The 15,926-nt window shown below is 44.8% G+C and carries 20 protein-coding genes; 6 read left to right on the top strand and 14 right to left on the bottom strand.

All coding sequences use genetic code 11. The annotated features are described in order from the left end of the window. Window positions 1-3: 3 nt before the first annotated feature. Genes ACRRS0_RS02450 through ACRRS0_RS02435 form a run of 4 tightly spaced genes read right to left on the bottom strand, consistent with a single transcriptional unit; the run spans window position 4 to window position 2,309 of the window. Window positions 4-516: a pilus assembly PilX family protein gene (locus ACRRS0_RS02450; protein WP_432454789.1), complete on the bottom strand. Its 513-nt coding sequence runs from the start codon at window positions 514-516 to the stop codon at window positions 4-6. Between the two features lie 2 nt (window positions 517-518). Continuing rightward, window positions 519-1,310, bottom strand: coding sequence for a PilW family protein (locus ACRRS0_RS02445; RefSeq protein ID WP_432454790.1), 792 nt, complete (start codon window positions 1,308-1,310; stop codon window positions 519-521). Beyond that, window positions 1,280-1,798 (bottom strand): type IV pilus modification protein PilV, encoded by a 519-nt coding sequence (gene pilV, locus ACRRS0_RS02440; protein ID WP_432454791.1) that lies wholly within the window; start codon window positions 1,796-1,798, stop codon window positions 1,280-1,282. Before pilV ends, ACRRS0_RS02445 begins: the two co-directional genes overlap by 31 nt. After that, window positions 1,767-2,309: a GspH/FimT family pseudopilin gene (locus ACRRS0_RS02435; RefSeq protein WP_432454792.1), complete on the bottom strand. Its 543-nt coding sequence runs from the start codon at window positions 2,307-2,309 to the stop codon at window positions 1,767-1,769. The genes pilV and ACRRS0_RS02435 overlap by 32 nt, the downstream gene beginning before the upstream one ends. 360 nt (window positions 2,310-2,669) lie before the next feature. Between ACRRS0_RS02435 and ACRRS0_RS02430 the strand changes: the two genes are divergently transcribed. Both ACRRS0_RS02430 and ACRRS0_RS02425 read left to right on the top strand, forming a co-directional pair. Beyond that, window positions 2,670-3,092, top strand: a complete 423-nt coding sequence (locus ACRRS0_RS02430; protein WP_432454793.1) for a hypothetical protein — start codon at window positions 2,670-2,672, stop codon at window positions 3,090-3,092. A gap of 18 nt (window positions 3,093-3,110) precedes the next feature. Then, window positions 3,111-3,485 (top strand): acetyl-CoA sensor PanZ family protein, encoded by a 375-nt coding sequence (locus tag ACRRS0_RS02425; protein ID WP_432454794.1) that lies wholly within the window; start codon window positions 3,111-3,113, stop codon window positions 3,483-3,485. A gap of 51 nt (window positions 3,486-3,536) precedes the next feature. Here ACRRS0_RS02425 and glpX read toward each other — a convergent pair whose 3' ends face one another. Both glpX and ACRRS0_RS02415 read right to left on the bottom strand, forming a co-directional pair. Beyond that, complete coding sequence (gene glpX / locus ACRRS0_RS02420) at window positions 3,537-4,544, bottom strand: class II fructose-bisphosphatase (RefSeq protein WP_432454795.1); 1,008 nt, start codon at window positions 4,542-4,544, stop codon at window positions 3,537-3,539. A 66-nt stretch (window positions 4,545-4,610) separates the two neighbouring features. Further along, the gene (locus tag ACRRS0_RS02415) at window positions 4,611-5,201 is read right to left on the bottom strand and encodes a DUF4202 domain-containing protein (RefSeq protein ID WP_432454796.1); all 591 of its coding nucleotides are present in this window, start codon (window positions 5,199-5,201) and stop codon (window positions 4,611-4,613) included. Between the two features lie 187 nt (window positions 5,202-5,388). Between ACRRS0_RS02415 and ald the strand changes: the two genes are divergently transcribed. Beyond that, window positions 5,389-6,504: an alanine dehydrogenase gene (ald, locus tag ACRRS0_RS02410; protein ID WP_432454797.1), complete on the top strand. Its 1,116-nt coding sequence runs from the start codon at window positions 5,389-5,391 to the stop codon at window positions 6,502-6,504. A gap of 63 nt (window positions 6,505-6,567) precedes the next feature. Here the strand turns inward: ald and ACRRS0_RS02405 are convergent, their stop codons facing one another. The 5 genes from ACRRS0_RS02405 to ftsY form a co-directional block, all read right to left on the bottom strand. Continuing rightward, window positions 6,568-7,050: a DUF4357 domain-containing protein gene (locus tag ACRRS0_RS02405; RefSeq protein WP_432454798.1), complete on the bottom strand. Its 483-nt coding sequence runs from the start codon at window positions 7,048-7,050 to the stop codon at window positions 6,568-6,570. 97 nt (window positions 7,051-7,147) lie between these two features. Then, complete coding sequence (gene rpoH / locus ACRRS0_RS02400) at window positions 7,148-7,996, bottom strand: RNA polymerase sigma factor RpoH (protein ID WP_432454799.1); 849 nt, start codon at window positions 7,994-7,996, stop codon at window positions 7,148-7,150. Between the two features lie 484 nt (window positions 7,997-8,480). After that, the gene (gene ftsX, locus ACRRS0_RS02395) at window positions 8,481-9,440 is read right to left on the bottom strand and encodes a permease-like cell division protein FtsX (RefSeq protein WP_432454800.1); all 960 of its coding nucleotides are present in this window, start codon (window positions 9,438-9,440) and stop codon (window positions 8,481-8,483) included. Beyond that, window positions 9,437-10,120: a cell division ATP-binding protein FtsE gene (gene ftsE / locus ACRRS0_RS02390; protein ID WP_432454801.1), complete on the bottom strand. Its 684-nt coding sequence runs from the start codon at window positions 10,118-10,120 to the stop codon at window positions 9,437-9,439. Before ftsE ends, ftsX begins: the two co-directional genes overlap by 4 nt. A gap of 38 nt (window positions 10,121-10,158) precedes the next feature. Beyond that, the gene (gene ftsY / locus ACRRS0_RS02385; protein ID WP_432454802.1) at window positions 10,159-11,565 is read right to left on the bottom strand and encodes a signal recognition particle-docking protein FtsY; all 1,407 of its coding nucleotides are present in this window, start codon (window positions 11,563-11,565) and stop codon (window positions 10,159-10,161) included. 103 nt (window positions 11,566-11,668) lie between these two features. Between ftsY and rsmD the strand changes: the two genes are divergently transcribed. Genes rsmD through ACRRS0_RS02370 form a run of 3 tightly spaced genes read left to right on the top strand, consistent with a single transcriptional unit; the run spans window position 11,669 to window position 13,851 of the window. Beyond that, window positions 11,669-12,283, top strand: a complete 615-nt coding sequence (rsmD, locus tag ACRRS0_RS02380; RefSeq protein ID WP_432454803.1) for a 16S rRNA (guanine(966)-N(2))-methyltransferase RsmD — start codon at window positions 11,669-11,671, stop codon at window positions 12,281-12,283. 12 nt (window positions 12,284-12,295) lie between these two features. After that, window positions 12,296-12,562 carry a DUF1145 domain-containing protein gene (locus tag ACRRS0_RS02375; protein WP_432454804.1) on the top strand — a complete coding sequence of 89 codons (267 nt, stop codon included), beginning with the start codon at window positions 12,296-12,298 and terminating at the stop codon, window positions 12,560-12,562. A gap of 56 nt (window positions 12,563-12,618) precedes the next feature. Further along, the gene (locus tag ACRRS0_RS02370) at window positions 12,619-13,851 is read left to right on the top strand and encodes a BamA/TamA family outer membrane protein (RefSeq protein ID WP_432454805.1); all 1,233 of its coding nucleotides are present in this window, start codon (window positions 12,619-12,621) and stop codon (window positions 13,849-13,851) included. Window positions 13,852-13,953: 102 nt separating this feature from the next. Here ACRRS0_RS02370 and ACRRS0_RS02365 read toward each other — a convergent pair whose 3' ends face one another. The 3 genes from ACRRS0_RS02365 to ACRRS0_RS02355 all read right to left on the bottom strand — a co-directional run bounded on the left by ACRRS0_RS02365 (window position 13,954) and on the right by ACRRS0_RS02355 (window position 15,860). Next, window positions 13,954-14,544 (bottom strand): YhgN family NAAT transporter, encoded by a 591-nt coding sequence (locus ACRRS0_RS02365; RefSeq protein ID WP_432454806.1) that lies wholly within the window; start codon window positions 14,542-14,544, stop codon window positions 13,954-13,956. Between the two features lie 323 nt (window positions 14,545-14,867). Next, entirely contained in the window at window positions 14,868-15,113 is a 246-nt protein-coding gene (locus ACRRS0_RS02360) for a YecH family metal-binding protein (RefSeq protein ID WP_432454807.1), read from the bottom strand. A gap of 69 nt (window positions 15,114-15,182) precedes the next feature. Next, a complete protein-coding gene (locus tag ACRRS0_RS02355; RefSeq protein WP_432454808.1) occupies window positions 15,183-15,860 on the bottom strand; it encodes a flagellin in 678 nt (225 codons plus the stop codon). Window positions 15,861-15,926: the final 66 nt, after the last annotated feature.

The raw sequence follows: 15,926 nt of genomic DNA, 5'->3' as shown, positions 1-15,926 counted from the left end.
CGACTACTCCATAAATGCAACATAGGATTGTAAATAAGTAACGGCACCACCCTCTCCTTGAGCACGAGCAGTAATTCTTAAAAAGCGTCGTTTCGGGATATTCACCCCCAATACCAAACCTGAATCAACCCCCGCATCTTCGATAATATAACGGGGCTCACCCGCTAACGCTTGGCCATTGGCATCTTTAACCACAACCATCTTATGCGCGATATCCCAATTACTGTTGGTTTGCCACCAATCTGCTGAGCCAAATTTTGCAGCTACCAACGAATTTGCAGTTGTCGGTTTGAGTAAGGCATCCACCGAGTAAGCCTGCTCTTTCACCACCTGCTCCGCTTCCCAAATGCCTGAATTGGCTCGAGCATAACTGACAGTATGGTCCTGATAGATTGCCGAGTTTTTACGACCACTACTCACCTGCTGGGCAATAGAGACCCCTATCATCGCGATAATAAGCACCATAATCAGCGACATAATTAGCGCCATACCGTATTGTCGTTGGAATTGTGGCATCGCTAAGATCCTACGTTTATTAGCAAAATGGTTTCGTTGACCACTTGCCGAAGTTTTTTATCTGAGATCGCGATATCTTCATCAAGCACAGAATAACGATTCTGATTGCTGAGGTTGCCCATCGGGACTTCTTGAGCGACCAACAATGCAACTTTAACTCGATTTATTTGCCGCCAGTCACTCACTTCACTGGCTTTATAATACTTATACTCATGTTCGTCCCGACTACCATAGAGTAACTGTAAACTATCGATATCCTGATCGAACACGGTGTCACCGCCGCTATCACGACATATCAGTTGATTGGTCGTGGATACGAAAAAGCTCAGGCTGGTACTACTATTGGCGGCCAGTTCGTCGCCGTTGCAGCTAAAAATACTACTGTTAGGTAGTGCGGCACCATAAAAACGCAAACTCACGACATCGGTATTGGGTTTGGCGCCAAGATAACTATTTTGATTCTCGAGTCCTTGAATAAACTGGCCTTCATCCCAAGTAAAACCCGCGCTATCTTCGCTATTCACCTGAGGTAAAAGGGTATTCTGGTAGAGCTGCTGAAAATCACGAAAACCCGCTTGTTGTAAATAAATCTGCAGTGTTTGCATACTCATTCTATTTTTACTAACTAATAAATGATTTGCCCGAGTCGCCTGGTAACTTTTTTTATCACCAATCAATGCGGCGTACAGCCCTCCCACCACCAATAAGGACAGCATTAAAGCAATCATCATTTCAACTAAACTAAAGCCTCGCTGTTGGCCCATCATCTTACCCACACGGCAACCTCGCTGCATTGATGCGCATTTCCCGATCGGTCCGCATCGCAATTGGCCACCCCAGAACCGGTCAAGTGAGCATCCCAAGTCATTCTCAGAGTCACCAAATTATTGACATGTTGTAAAGAGAATCGAAGCTGGGGAATGGAAGGGCTCACTCTGTCATACCAGTTACCAACCTCAAACGCAGCAAATTGTGCGCGAGTACAGCTCACGCTCCCAGAATCACAGTTAACAAAACTAGGCGCGACACCACTAGTCAAGTTTTCGGCATTAAACTCATTATTGCGCGCCGCCTCAGGCAAAGCCAAGACACGCTGTATCATATCCAACATAGCGGTATTTGCGGTTTGCGCAAAACGCGCTTGTTGCGCGGTATTCACCGACTGAATTTGCAAAGCCGCGTGACCCAGTAAACCAATCGAAACCACTACCAAAGCAATCAGCAATTCGATTAGAGTGAAGCCCTGAACCTTAGGGGCAATAACTGGTTGATGGCGACGCATACTCGATCCTCCCCATGCGTGTCAGCTCGATCCTTTGATCTTCAAACGCAGCCGATGGGCTACAAATTGTAAATATCCCAGCTAACGCGTGGCCGGAAGGGAAAAAACGCAGTAATACGCTATTTGAAGAAGTGGGGGTATATTGAAGTTTTGCCGACTTTGGGCTGGGATAGCTAACGATGATTTGATTAGCGTCACTTAAGCTGCCATCGCGATGTTCATCTAAATAAACCAGCCAACCAGTATTACCTCCCCAAGCCGAAGCACAACTGGTGCCACTCGATGTGGGACAAACATAGGTAGACAAATTATTACGAATCGCTTCTTGCTGTGCAACATTGAGACTACTGGCCAATAGATCCCGAGTGACACGCTGCTTACTATCTTCAATAAAACTTTGCATCGAGGGAACGGCGACCACCATAATAATCACTAAGATAGCGACGGCGATCAACAATTCAATCAGGGTAAATCCTCTATGCCTCAAGGTTCGTTTGCTTATACTGGGCATTGCTTATCATCCGTAACAGCGTTCTCTTCTAGCCACAACCTTGGAGAGAACATCCTATTTAATCAAGAATGTTGATTAAAGTCGGCAATATTCCAAAAAAACAACATATTAGAAACGGTATTCTGACAAACATCAAAACTTTGTACAATAAGCAAACAAATAATAATAGACAGCAGTCATAGTTCCAACTAGCGGATCCTGCCCTGCTTGCTTTACATCACCAGATACAAGCTTTAAAAAGCTTAATTAAGCGCTGGCAAACACAAAATCGATATTAAATATAGCTAATCGAGTTCAAGCTATTGGTTTGTGGGCAGAGAATGTGTAATCTAATTCCATCATTTTCTCAGCACCATATTTATGAAACTAATGCCCCTCCCCTCCTACGTTGATGAAGCTTATGTCAATAATGTTGTGAGCGATTGTATCAGTTTTATGAAAGGTACCGCCCCCTGGTGGATTCAGCAGTCGAGTTTGAATTGCCGAGAATCAAAGCAACTCATCAATCTTTTACTCGTCACTTTTAGTACTTGGCGAAAACGACAAACTCAACCGAACCATAAACGTAATATCGAACCAAACAATTTGTTTGATTTGAGTCCTTTGGTTTTCGATCTGAGCCACACCATTGACCAGTTGGCGAAGCTCGATCTTGAGTATTTAGACGATAATTTAAAGAAATCGCTATTGATGATTTGCCAGGAATCACAGTATTTTCTTAAAGACTGGCACAATTTAGATATCGAACAAATGTCTAAATCACCGCTTTCCAAAGTTTCCTAAGCAATCGTTACCGAAATCATGCGTTTATCTTTTCAGACAGCTACAATCTTGCCAAGCTTTTCCAAGGATTTAACTAAAATTTCACCGCATGTGAGCGAACAGCAATGGAGCCATTGGCAACAAGCGGAGCGACTCTATTACTGCGTATTTAATCAAAAAATAGTTGCTTATTGCCTACTAAGCACTGCGGGCAGCGGACTTCAAGTGAATCGTTTTATTGTGCGAGACATCACCCGACGACGCGGCATCGGCTTATTTATGTTTCAGCAATTACTGCAACTGGCTCAGCATAAACAATTAAATAAGCTGATATTTCCAAACAGTAATGATTCACCAGCTCTCGCTTTCTATCAGCATCTCGGACTCAATAACCAGTTAGAGTTTCAATTATAAAAAAACCAGAGCACTACTCTGGTTTTTGCTATTCACTCAAACAATCATCGCCTATAAGATAACAGCTTTAAGGTCTTCATTTTTGCGGTCAAGGTAATGCGTTGATTGGATCTTGCGAATGGTCCGTGTTTTACCACGAACCAATAGCGTTTCGGTGACCGCAATATTCCCTTGACGGTTGATCCCTTCCAGTAAATCACCTTTAGTAATGCCCGTTGCTGAAAAGATAACATTATCGTTTTTCACCAAATCGTTCAGCTGCAATACACGATTCACTTGAATACCTTGCTCTTCACAACGACGAATTTCTTCAGCCGCAATGACTCTATTTTCAGCATTGTCTTCTTTTACTTGATTACGAGGAATTAAACGGCCCTGCATATCACCGCCCAAGGCCCGGATCACAGCGGCAGAAATCACGCCTTCAGGAGCACCACCAACACAATACATCATGTCAACTTCACTCAGCGGCATACAGGCCAATACCGAAGCGGCCACATCCCCATCAGGAATAGCAAACACTCTCACACCAAGCTTTTGCATCTCTACAATCACTTGATCATGACGGGGCTTCGCCAAAGTAATCACCGTCATATCACTAATATTTTTGCCCAACACCGAGGCAACCATTTTAATATTGTGTTCAATAGACTGTTCAAGATCGATGGTGCCCTTAGCATTTGGTCCTACCACCAGCTTTTCCATGTACATGTCAGGCGCACGTAAAAATGCTCCCTTTTCACCCACAGCTAATACAGCCACTGCATTATTTTGACCCATCGCGGTCATGCGAGTCCCTTCAATCGGGTCAACCGCAATATCGACCGCTTCACCGCCAGTTCCCACCTTCTCACCAATGTATAACATTGGCGCTTCATCGATTTCGCCTTCACCAATAACGACTTCGCCTTCAATGTCCATATCATTAAGCATGATACGCATCGCCTCTACCGCTGCATTATCGGCAAGGTTTTTATCGCCTCGCCCCAACCATTTATAACCAGCCAATGCTGCAGACTCAGTAACACGGGAAAAACGAAATGCCAGATCTCTTCTCATCAGAAATGCCTAATCAACTAAAAACGGGCGAATACTAGCATAAGATTAGTATTTAATCAGCTGACTTCACGAAGCCAACGCCAGCTTAATCAGGTCACTCGCCTCACTTGGCAGCTTTAACGCTAAGGCCGCCTCGTGCCCTTGCTCCGACATTTTCCCCCAAGTTTTTTTAACGATACTGAGTACCTTATCTTGTTCATGTTTAGCCGCAAAATCGATAAAGTAATACTCTAGAAAGACCAAACAAATCACATCTTCCAAAGCTTGCGTTAGTGGGTTGCGTTTTAGCTTTTCTTTACGTAATAGGCCACAGACCTGCTCGATGCTGGCTTCCTCAAACTGATGTCGGCGCATAATATCACTACATAACTGTGCATGTTTTTTAGACAAATCGGTTCGCCATTTTAAATAACCTGTTCTACCCTCAGGATAATCACCTCGTGGCGACAACCAACGACCGATATGCTGGGCTCGAGCAGCGATCTGTAATTCAGGAGAAGGGGATGGCATAAACTCAAACAAAACTTTTGACATTCTTTGCCCATATAAAAGTTCTTTAGGATGTTCATAACCTAGTTCATCTAACTGCAGGTTTGGATCATTGAGGTTAAATAGATCAATATCGTCTAAGACCTTATTTAGAATATTTTGCTGCATACTTTGCCCCATTCTCATGACTTTGTTTTAGTCTTTAACATACTCTCAACATATCCTACCGAAAGGCAGAACTCAAGACAGAACCTTAGACTAAAAATGTGTTGCATTACTGGTGTTATTCACTATATTTTAAAAAAAAGAGCGGCATATATGACCAATATATTATATTTAAAAGGAGTTAAAAACTATGCTTATTGGCGTACCTAAAGAAATAAAAAATCACGAATATCGTGTTGGAATGACCCCAGCCAGCGTAAACGAACTGATTCAACATGGCCACCAAGTGCTTGTTGAAACTAACGCAGGAGCTGGTATTGGTTTTGCCGATAAAGATTATCAAGCGGTGGGTGCAAACATCGCCAATGATGCTGCCGAAGTTTTTGCCGCTGCTGACATGATTGTCAAAGTTAAAGAACCACAAGCAAGCGAGCGGGCAATGCTACGCGAAGATCAATTACTCTTCACCTACCTACATTTAGCACCCGACCCAGAACAAACCAAAGACCTTGTGAAATCTGGTGCCGTATGTATTGCCTATGAAACCGTCACCAGTGCGAAAGGCGGTCTACCACTACTTGCCCCAATGTCTGAAGTCGCGGGACGGATGGCCATTCAAGCTGGTGCTCTTGCGCTAGAAAAGTCAAAAGGTGGTCGCGGTCTACTATTGGGTGGCGTCCCAGGGGTAGAACCCGCTAAAGTCGCGATTATTGGTGGTGGCATGGTGGGACGCAATGCGGCACAAATGGCCGTTGGAATGGGGGCTGATGTTGCAATTTTAGACCGCAACATCGATGTACTACGAGCGATTGACGCCGAATATCACGGTAAAGTGAAAACCGTTTATTCAACCACTAGCAGTATTGAACAACATGTACTAGAAGCAGATTTAGTGATTGGCGGTGTTCTTCTACCAGGTGCTGCAGCGCCCAAATTAATCACCAAAGACTTGGTTAAACGCATGAAAGCGGGCAGTGCGATTGTTGATGTTGCAATTGACCAAGGCGGCTGTGCTGAAACTTCTAAAGCAACGACTCACCAAGATCCGATTTACATTGTTGATGAAGTCGTACACTACTGTGTTGCCAATATGCCAGGTGGCGTAGCCAGAACCTCAACCATGGCACTCAATAATGCCACCCTGCCCTACATCATTACTTTAGCCAACAAAGGTTACAAGCAAGCCTTATTAGATGACGAGCATCTACGAAACGGCTTAAATGTGATGCATGGAAAACTAACCTGCGCAGAGGTTGGAGAAGCGCTTCAACTAGAAAGCATCGACCCCTTAAGTTTATTAGCTTAAGTGTTAAGTGAATACTCTTAGCAAATACCAAGAGCGCGATTAAGCGCTCTTTTTCTTTCTCGTTTAGCGTTTCTTGCCATAGCCGCGATCTTTCAGGCTACGTCCCCACTTATCTAGCCAAGCATCCAGTCCGCTACGGGCGTTCCCGGCAATTAAACAAGCCGCCGAACTCGGACTAGAAAACTGATGATCACGCATAAACTCATAACCCTCACCCTGACGGCATAATACGTGTTCTTCCAGGAGCTGCTCACGCAAGGCCAACACTGCAGGGCGCAGCGACTCAGCCCCCCCGCCGTTAGCGGTAGAACCTTTGATCACCATAAAACCAGGTTTATTCTTAGCACCAACCGGATAACCATAGGCAACCGCCTGCTTTACACTAAAGGAATAATCGGCACTCAGTTCTTTGGTATTGCTCTGTGCCACTAACTCGCGTAAAGAAAGAAGTTGCTGATAGAGCTCTATCGGTATGATCGCCGCAGTTTTCCGGCCATCCCCATCAATCACAAAGTTTACTTTTGATAATTCGAAAGGACTGTCCATGTCAGGGCCATATTGAGAAGTTTGTGCAAATTTAACACAGCGGTGGGGCAGATTTGAATATAAAAAACCTCGCTAAGCGAGGTTTTTTATAAAGTTGTTATTCCATCGCAGCTTTCAGCTTTTTCATGGCATTTTTTTCTAGCTGGCGGATCCGTTCTGCCGATACTTGATAGTGGTCGGCCAACTCTTGCAAAGTAGCTTTATTATCATCCAACCAACGACGTTGTACGATAAAAGCATTCCGTTCATCTAAAGTAGCCAACGCGGCACGCAAGCGATTTGCGGCGGCAATTTCCCAATTTTCTTTTTCGACAAACTGCGCAACATCAGAAGATTTATCTTCTAAATACTGGATCGGCGCAAAACTGCCTTCACGCTCGTCATCATCAGAAGCCAGATCAAAAGCCTGATCTTGAGCACTCATCCGAGATTCCATTTCCAACACATCTTTGGTCGTCACACCGAGATTTTCGGCCACCATATTCACTTCATCGCGACTAAACCAACCCAAGCGTTTTTTTGACTTGCGTAGATTGAAAAACAATTTACGCTGCGCTTTGGTGGTCGCAATTTTTACCATTCGCCAATTACGTAATACGTATTCGTGGATTTCCGCTTTAATCCAGTGCACTGCAAAAGATACCAAACGAACACCAACACTCGGGTCAAATCGTTTTACGGCTTTCATTAAGCCTACGTTGCCCTCTTGAATCAAATCTGCTTGAGGGAGGCCATAACCCCCATAGTTTTTCGCGACATGAGCAACAAATCGCAGATGCGACATAACTAATTCACGAGCGGCGCTTAAATCACCATCTTCAAACAAACGAGTCGCGAGTTCTTTCTCTCGCTCAGCACTCAGCATCTCAATCCGATTTACTGATTGGATATAGGCCTCGATACTCCCTTGCGGGACTAACGCCATAGATGCAATCTTTTGATCCATATCAACCTCAATAATTTACTCGGTCAATGAGTCTATCATAGCCATTCAGCAAGATCTAACCCCTAAAACTTCCACTGGAACCTGCCTATTCAAGTATCTCAGCATGATAAATAAGATGCCACACATTGAATATAGTTCACAATTTATAATTTATTTAAAGTACGTTAAGCCACTGTTTAAATGGATTCATCTAATCAAGCACATCTAATGCTGATTAAGCTATAACAATAAAACCGCTAACATGATGAATAGCAAAAGATTTAATAATTAAAGATAAATATGGCTGTTTTACCACAAGGGGACAAGGCACAACCCTCGACACCTTCAATTTGATTGCTTGCTTCTTGGAAAGCAAAATGGGCTTGAGTACCACAGCGGCCATAAATGATTCATTGGATAGAGATTCTGCTTACGTCAAAAATAAACATCACCACTCACTAAAAGCTGGGTAGGAAATCAGGACTGTCCGCAAAAATCACAAGCACTAACTCGGTTCTATTTCTCGAATATGTCGACTCACAGACAACCAAGAAGCGGCTAAAGCAAGCAGCATAGAAAAACCAATTAAACTGCTAAATTCTCGAAAGGACAAACCCGCTAAATAAATCTCTTGCTGGTAGAGCAGACCGATCTGTTGCAGTGCATACTCGGTCCAAATCAGTAAAATATTGCATAATACCCAAGTTAATAAGCCACCAATTAAGCCGAACCAAAAGCCAGTATAAAGGAATGGACGACGAATAAAGGCATCAGTGGCCCCCACTAGCTTCATCACTTCAATTTCGCTACGACGGTTTAGAATATTCAAACGTAGGGTATTAATCACAATCAGGGCGACGGCACTCACTAACAGCAGAATTAGCAACCATGCCGACTGCTGTAACATACTAATAATCGTATCCAGACGCTGCAACCACTGCACATCTAAGCTGGCTTGTTGAACCAAGCTATGTTGTTGCAGACTGTCAAGCAGAGCTTGAGCTGCACTTGCATGACTAAAATCTAGGCTAGGTTGCACCAGCAATACATCAGGTAGGGGGTTTTCGGGAAGTAAGGCCAATACATCGTCAAATCCGCTGGTCTGCTGAAATTCAGCTAGGCCTTGTTGCTTACTGACTAAATCGACCCGCGCGACCTGTGGCATATCCGCAATATTTTGCTGCAGCTCATCACGCTGTTGTTCAGTGATATTCTGTTGTAAAAACAAACTAATTTGCGTATCACTTTGCCAATAACCTGTGAGTTGCTGGATGTTCTTTGTTGCCAGGTAAAAACTTGCTGGCAAGGCCAAACATACACCGATCACCGCAAGGGTTAGCATGGAACTGGCGGGGGTTCGCCATAGTTCACCTAAGCTTGCAACGCACTGCTGTAAATGACGAACCACAAACATAAGTATACGCTGCGGCAATGCCACTTTTACTGTTGGTTTCGCGCCTCTCATAAGGTTTGCTCCGCACCAGCACTCGACGAGGTCAGTAATTGACCATGTTGCAACACCAGCCGTTGGTAATGCAATTTTGCAATCAAGCTTAAATCGTGGCTGGCAATTAACACCGCCACGCCGACCCGATTAAACTCTTCAAATAAGCGGAAGATTTCTAAGGATAAAGCGGGATCTAGATTACCTGTCGGTTCATCGGCAATTAAAATCATCGGCTTATTGACCACAGCACGGGCAATCCCGACCCGCTGTTGTTCTCCACCCGATAGTGCGACCGGTACGCAATGAGCTTTATCCAGTAACCCCACCTTATCTAAGGCCGCGGCAACACGACGCTTAATATCATTCATACTATAACCTTCAATCACCAAAGGCAGCGCGACATTATCAAATACGCTTCGATCCATCAGTAATTTATGATCCTGAAAGATAACTCCCATTTGGCGACGTAGATAAGGGATCTTGCGATGAGCTAAACGGCTAATATCATCACCGTTGACCCATACTTTACCATCACTGGGTCGCTCCATCGCCGTAATGAGCTTGAGCAAAGTACTTTTACCCGCGCCCGAGTGACCCGTTAAAAAGGCCATTTGTCCTTGCTCTAAATGAAACGACACTTTTTGCAAGGCTCGTTGACTGCCGGGATATACCTTACTCACTTGCTCAAAACGGATCATAAATAGTCAAACCTTTCCTTAATCATCTGTCGCTAAGGCTACTCGCTTTCTTCGCGACTAAACAAGGCATCCACAAAGGGTTGCGCAGAGAACTCTCGAAGATCATCAATCCCTTCACCAACCCCAATGTAACGGATCGGCAAGGCAAATTTGTCTGCTAAGGCAAAGATAACGCCACCCTTGGCAGTGCCATCTAACTTAGTCAAAGTCAATCCCGTCAAACCAACCGCCTGATTAAACAAATTGGTCTGGCTAATGGCATTTTGACCAGTACTTGCATCAATAGTTAACATAACTTCGTGAGGGGCTGCATCGTCGAGTTTACGCATAACACGAACGATCTTTTTCAGCTCTTCCATTAAATGTGCTTTATTTTGCAAGCGACCCGCCGTATCAGCAATCAATACGTCAACTTTTCGTGACTTCGCAGCTTGAAAGGCATCAAAAATAACCGAGGCACTATCTGCACCAGTATGCTGGGCGATCACCTGGATCTTATTTCGCTCACCCCAAACTTGTAGTTGCTCCACTGCGGCAGCGCGGAAAGTATCTCCAGCAGCCAACATCACCGACTTACCCTGACTCTGATATTGTTTGGCTAATTTACCAATGGTGGTGGTTTTCCCCACACCGTTGACTCCAACCATTAAAATAACAAACGGGCCTTCGCTTTGGTTGAAATCCAGTGGCGCCTCAACTTGATTAAGCATCTCAGCCATGTCTAACTTCAACTGCTCATAAAGGGCTTCGCCATCTTGCAGCGCACTACGCTTAGCATGTGCAGTCAATTGATTGATGATCTTCAAGGTAGTATCAACCCCGATATCTGCAACCAACAGCTGTTCTTCTAACTCCTCGAATAGCTCATCATCAATTTTTCTCCCCTTAAATAAAGAGAAGAAACCCCAGCCTAAGTTCTGCCGAGTCCGCTTTAAGCCCGCTTTTAAGCGCGCAAACAAGCCTATTTTTTTTCCCGGTTGAGTTGCTTCATCTTGTGCTTCGCGTTCGGCTTGGGCTTCTCGTTCGGCTTGGGCTTCGCGTTCGGCTTGGGCTTCCCGTTCAGCTTGGGCTTCGCGTTCGGCTTGGGCTTCCCGTTCGGCTCGGGCTTCCCGTTCGGCTTGGGCTTCGCGTTCGGCTTGGGCTTCGCGTTCGGCTTGGGCTTCGCGTTCGGCTTGTGCTTCCCGTTCAGCTTGGGCTTCGCGTTCGGCTTGGGCTTGGGCTTCGCGTTCGGCTTGGGCTTCGCGTTCGGCTTGTGCTTCCCGTTCAGCTTGGGCTTCGCGTTCAGCTTGGGCTTCGCGTTCGGCTTGGGCTTCGCGTTCGGCTTGGGCTTCCCGTTCGGCAGTTTGTTCTGTTAGCTGTGATTCTGTCGACGAATCTGTTGAAATTTGTTGCTGATCATCTTTTTTTCGGCCAAACCAAGAAAATAGGCCCTTCTTTTTTGCCATTACTGCAAAACCTTTTTACCAGTAAACGAAGTTGGCTGTTACAATGCCAACGTCCAGTCAATATTGTTCGGATTTTATCACAGTTTCTCAATGGTCTAAGTAAATGACACGGCTTTCCTCAAGAAAACATTCAAATCAAACGAAACCAGCTAGCAAGGGCAGCGGACAAGTACGCATCATTGCTGGCCAGTGGCGCGGTAGAAAACTAAAAGTTCTCAATAGCCAAGGCTTACGCCCTACCACTGATAGGGTCAAAGAAACCGTATTTAATTGGTTAAGCCCCTATTTGCCCAATAGCCATTGTTTAGACCTTTTTTCTGGCAGCGGTAGTCTCGGTTTTGAGGCTCTATCACGCTTCGCTGCTTTTACAAGCTTTGTAGAAAAAGACCCTCAAGCGGCTCATCAACTGAAAGTCAACTTGCAGCTATTAGATGTTTCTAGCCAGCAAGCAAAATTAATCAATCAAGATGCCTTGCAATGGTTAAAACAAACACCCGCAGAGGGCTACGATATTGTATTTATCGATCCCCCTTTTCGCTGTGACCTACTGGAAGTCAGCTGTCAACTACTCAATGAAAATGGCTGGTTAAACACCAATGCTTTAATGTATCTCGAGTATGAGAACGAAGCCGTAGAACCCAAGCTTCCCGCAAATTGGAACTGCATTAAAAGCAAACAAGCCGGTCAAGTTAATTTTCGTCTCTATCAACTCAGCTAAGAGCTTAAAACTATGTTTATTACCTTGGGTAAAACCTTAATGGCCTTGATGTGGTTAACCATTTTAATCGGCATCTTCATGTTCAGCGCGCCTTTTAATTGGCTATTACCAATCGTTGGTGCGCTACTATTGCTGCTGCACGCCCTGCAATTATTTGCCATACGCGATAGCTTGCAGCAAAGCGGCGCACTACAAAAAGGCGACAGTCTACAACTATTATTATTTGGGGTATTTGCGATGTGGCAAATTCATAAACGTACTTCGAGTAAAAGCGCTTGAACCATGGGAGACCCGCTTTACCCCTTTTCGGTTGGCTAAGCTTCCCCTGTCTCGCCATGAACGTCACTCTCATTGATGATGCCCAACATCAGCGCTCTGGCCCTTGGACACAAGTGATCCCCTATGGCTTTTATACTGAAAACCTAGAATGGGGAGTCGGGGTCGGAGTCGGCTCCGCTGGCCAAATCCAAGCAAATGCAAGCCTCATTGCAACGGCAATGGTGACCAGCAACGATAGTTGGATGGGATATCTATATAGCGGCGATTACCAATTACCCTTCGCTGACCGAGTGTTTTTAGATACCAGCATTTATCAAACAAACTACACCCGAGACCCACAATATATCGATGGAAACAGCGAGTTTAATGGCGAAACTGCTGGCAGTAACGACTCTAACAAGAACAATCGCATCTATACACATACCCAAGGTCAAGAATACCGCGCTCGCTTTCGCTATTTACTGCCAATCGGTGATGGCAAAAACTCTCCCATACACACCTTTAAGATCCGCCAAGGTCAAGTTTTATCAGGCTATGAAGCTGGTGCGAAACGGTGGGATCCACTCACCAGCGGCCGAACGATCATCCAACTAGAGCCCTATTACTGGCAGCAAGATGTTGGTGAATATAATCAATTTCAAGCATCCACCCGCTCTATGGGGTTAAAGTTCGAATTAGAATACGACAATCGCAACTATAACCAAAACCCCACCGCAGGTAGTCACCAACGGATGAGTATCACTCACGATTGGGGCAGCAGCGCTCAAACGTCATGGAGCATGTGGGAGTTTTCTGCCGCTAAATACATCAGCCTACCGAAGATGCCTTGGTTGCAAAACCATGTATTGGCCCTGAATGTTGCAACTGCGGATACCCCAAGCTGGAATAAAAGCTCCGAGATCAAGGGCGAATCGCGCTTTCATCGACCGGCATGGTTTGCCGGCGCTACCCTTGGTGGGATGAACCGCTTAAAAGGTTATGAAACAGCACGTTATCATAGTCGCTCGATGCTTTACTACTCTGCAGAATATCGATTTACCCCCCATTGGAATCCCCTACCTAAAATCCCAGTGGTGAACTGGTTCAACGTTCCAGCTTGGTATTGGGTGGCATTTGCGGAGCTGGGGCGAGTTGCCGATGAATATAGCTTAACCACCTTACACCAAGATATGAAATACAGTATTGGCGGTAGTCTTCGGGTCATGCTCGAAGGAGTGGTATTGCGCGCCGATTTTGCCAGCAGTGGAGAGGATAAGGTGTTTCGTTTAGGGATCAACCATCCCTATTAATTAGACCTTACTCCTAGACGAATATAGGCGATATAAAGCGATGGGCGGATTAACTCGCCGAAGGAGTAATACGCCTAAGATTTATGGTTATTGGAAGCTCAATTATAGCGATTGCCAATAATCAGCAATGCCATCAAGAAACATCTGAACGGACAACATGACCAATAACATTCCCATCAAACGCTCCATCGCAGTTAGACCTTTTTCACCTAATAAACGTAATAAAACCCCGCTAAACATGAAGATAATCACGCTCGTTCCCCACGCCATCAGCAAAGCCAGAGACCAATCAAGCATCCTACTGCCATCTTGATTAGCCAGAAGCATCAACGACGCCAAAATTGAGGGGCCAGCAATCATCGGGATCGCCATCGGCACCAAAAATGGTTCTTCTCCCGCGGCAAGTCCCGCCACACCGCCAGGTTGAGGAAAAATCATCTTTAGAGCGATCAAAAATAGGATAATTCCTCCAGCAATACTCACCGCCTCTTGACGAAGGTTGAGAAAACCGAGGATCTGTTCTCCAGCAAATAAGAAAGCAAACATCACCGTCAATGCAAACATCAATTCACGCATCAATACAATGCGCCGACGCTTGGGATCAAGATGCTTAATCATACTAAGAAATACCGGAAGATTACCCAGAGGATCCATAATCAAAAACAGCATCACCGCTGCTGATAACATATCCATTCATCACTCTCTTATTCACGACAATATTGTCTACGCATAGAAAAAGAGCCAAAGCATAACACCCTGACCCTAATTGTTCTCTGGTTTGCTAGTTACCTAAAAAACTATAAAAATACCGGATGAACGAATTTTTATACTTATCCGAATAACTGAAGAGTCCAAGCGTTGCGTATATCGCGGCGGAGCGAACAAGCTAGAAATCGAAGCGAGCAGTGATTCAATCAGCAACAACAATCAGCCAAGTTAAACTCGCAGAACTCAGCTAAAAAGCCATGTTGGTGAAATAACACGTTTTGATATAAGCCTTGATATTTCAAGCAGCCTCAATGATGTGAACAGATCTTCGATTGGCTAGTGGTAAAACCTTGCTTAGATTCTACAAACTTACCCCTTTCTGCCAGCAACACGATTAATTGCTGAGCATTCATCCCTTGTTTGCTACAAGTGTGATAAACGCTGTTTTCACCAAATGTTTGATGCAATAGAACCTCTAGAGACTCCGAACTAAAGCTACCGCCCGTTTCTAACATTAATTGCATCACTTGATGCCCATGAATTGACTGACTCATTTTGACCCCCACAAAAAACGACGCTCACTGTAGCAGTGTCGCGTCGTCATATGTTTGAGGAAAAACAACTTATAGAAGTTTCTCTATATTCCTTGAAGATAACTGTTGCTGATACGACTGAATATTACTTTGCAATAGAGATTCATTTTGCGCTTGCTGAGATGTCGACTGCGCATAATTGGTATCGAGGATGCGAGAGCGTGCCGCGGTTTGCGCTTCAAGTGCCGCTTGCGTCGAACGATAAGAAGATTCAGCAGCATTACTTTGTGCTCCCAATTGGGCTTGACTAGCATCGGTGGTCTGTTGCGCAGCTTGCAAAGTAGCCTGAGCACTGGCTGGATCAGATAAATCAACACTATCAACGCCTAGCTCATTGGCATTAGGGATCGCCGCGGTATTGGCATCCACCTGAGCCTGTAACGCCGCAATATCATCAGCATTATAAATGCCATTACCACTTTGCACCGTTAAAGCCTGATTTTGCTGTAACAAATCGGTTGTCGACTGCAACTGCGCAGACGCAATATTATTTAAGCTAACCTTGTTTTGATAAATATTCGCGTACGCTTCTTGCTCATTAATACCGCTGGTTAAACGATTTGAAATCTGCAGACCTGCAGGATCGTCGGCGGCCGAGTTAATCCGCTTACCAGAGGCCAGCTTTTCATCTTGCTCTTCTTGACGCTTCTTAACCTGATCGAGATAAAAGCTCGATGGATTTGAACTGGATACTTGATTAATAGACATAGCATAACCTCAACAAACGACTTGTACGATAGCCATCCTAGCTGTATATATTTTAAGCTTATCACC

Source organism: Agarivorans sp. QJM3NY_29, from assembly GCF_050870835.2.
Classification (GTDB): Bacteria; Pseudomonadota; Gammaproteobacteria; order Enterobacterales; family Celerinatantimonadaceae; genus Agarivorans.
Note: the sequence above shows the minus strand (reverse complement) of the source record. Positions and strands in the feature narration are given on the sequence as shown.

Excerpts from the sequence above, each read along its gene's own strand:
- ACRRS0_RS02450 (WP_432454789.1), bottom strand. The coding sequence starts at position 516 with ATGCCACAATTCCAACGACAATACGGTATGGCGCTAATTATGTCGCTG.
- ACRRS0_RS02445 (WP_432454790.1), bottom strand. The coding sequence starts at position 1,310 with ATGCAGCGAGGTTGCCGTGTGGGTAAGATGATGGGCCAACAGCGAGGC.
- pilV (WP_432454791.1), bottom strand. The coding sequence starts at position 1,798 with ATGCGTCGCCATCAACCAGTTATTGCCCCTAAGGTTCAGGGCTTCACT.
- ACRRS0_RS02435 (WP_432454792.1), bottom strand. The coding sequence starts at position 2,309 with ATGCCCAGTATAAGCAAACGAACCTTGAGGCATAGAGGATTTACCCTG.
- ACRRS0_RS02430 (WP_432454793.1), top strand. The coding sequence starts at position 2,670 with ATGAAACTAATGCCCCTCCCCTCCTACGTTGATGAAGCTTATGTCAAT.
- ACRRS0_RS02425 (WP_432454794.1), top strand. The coding sequence starts at position 3,111 with ATGCGTTTATCTTTTCAGACAGCTACAATCTTGCCAAGCTTTTCCAAG.
- glpX (WP_432454795.1), bottom strand. The coding sequence starts at position 4,544 with ATGAGAAGAGATCTGGCATTTCGTTTTTCCCGTGTTACTGAGTCTGCA.
- ACRRS0_RS02415 (WP_432454796.1), bottom strand. The coding sequence starts at position 5,201 with ATGCAGCAAAATATTCTAAATAAGGTCTTAGACGATATTGATCTATTT.
- ald (WP_432454797.1), top strand. The coding sequence starts at position 5,389 with ATGCTTATTGGCGTACCTAAAGAAATAAAAAATCACGAATATCGTGTT.
- ACRRS0_RS02405 (WP_432454798.1), bottom strand. The coding sequence starts at position 7,050 with ATGGACAGTCCTTTCGAATTATCAAAAGTAAACTTTGTGATTGATGGG.
- rpoH (WP_432454799.1), bottom strand. The coding sequence starts at position 7,996 with ATGGATCAAAAGATTGCATCTATGGCGTTAGTCCCGCAAGGGAGTATC.
- ftsX (WP_432454800.1), bottom strand. The coding sequence starts at position 9,440 with ATGAGAGGCGCGAAACCAACAGTAAAAGTGGCATTGCCGCAGCGTATA.
- ftsE (WP_432454801.1), bottom strand. The coding sequence starts at position 10,120 with ATGATCCGTTTTGAGCAAGTGAGTAAGGTATATCCCGGCAGTCAACGA.
- ftsY (WP_432454802.1), bottom strand. The coding sequence starts at position 11,565 with ATGGCAAAAAAGAAGGGCCTATTTTCTTGGTTTGGCCGAAAAAAAGAT.
- rsmD (WP_432454803.1), top strand. The coding sequence starts at position 11,669 with ATGACACGGCTTTCCTCAAGAAAACATTCAAATCAAACGAAACCAGCT.
- ACRRS0_RS02375 (WP_432454804.1), top strand. The coding sequence starts at position 12,296 with ATGTTTATTACCTTGGGTAAAACCTTAATGGCCTTGATGTGGTTAACC.
- ACRRS0_RS02370 (WP_432454805.1), top strand. The coding sequence starts at position 12,619 with ATGAACGTCACTCTCATTGATGATGCCCAACATCAGCGCTCTGGCCCT.
- ACRRS0_RS02365 (WP_432454806.1), bottom strand. The coding sequence starts at position 14,544 with ATGGATATGTTATCAGCAGCGGTGATGCTGTTTTTGATTATGGATCCT.
- ACRRS0_RS02360 (WP_432454807.1), bottom strand. The coding sequence starts at position 15,113 with ATGAGTCAGTCAATTCATGGGCATCAAGTGATGCAATTAATGTTAGAA.
- ACRRS0_RS02355 (WP_432454808.1), bottom strand. The coding sequence starts at position 15,860 with ATGTCTATTAATCAAGTATCCAGTTCAAATCCATCGAGCTTTTATCTC.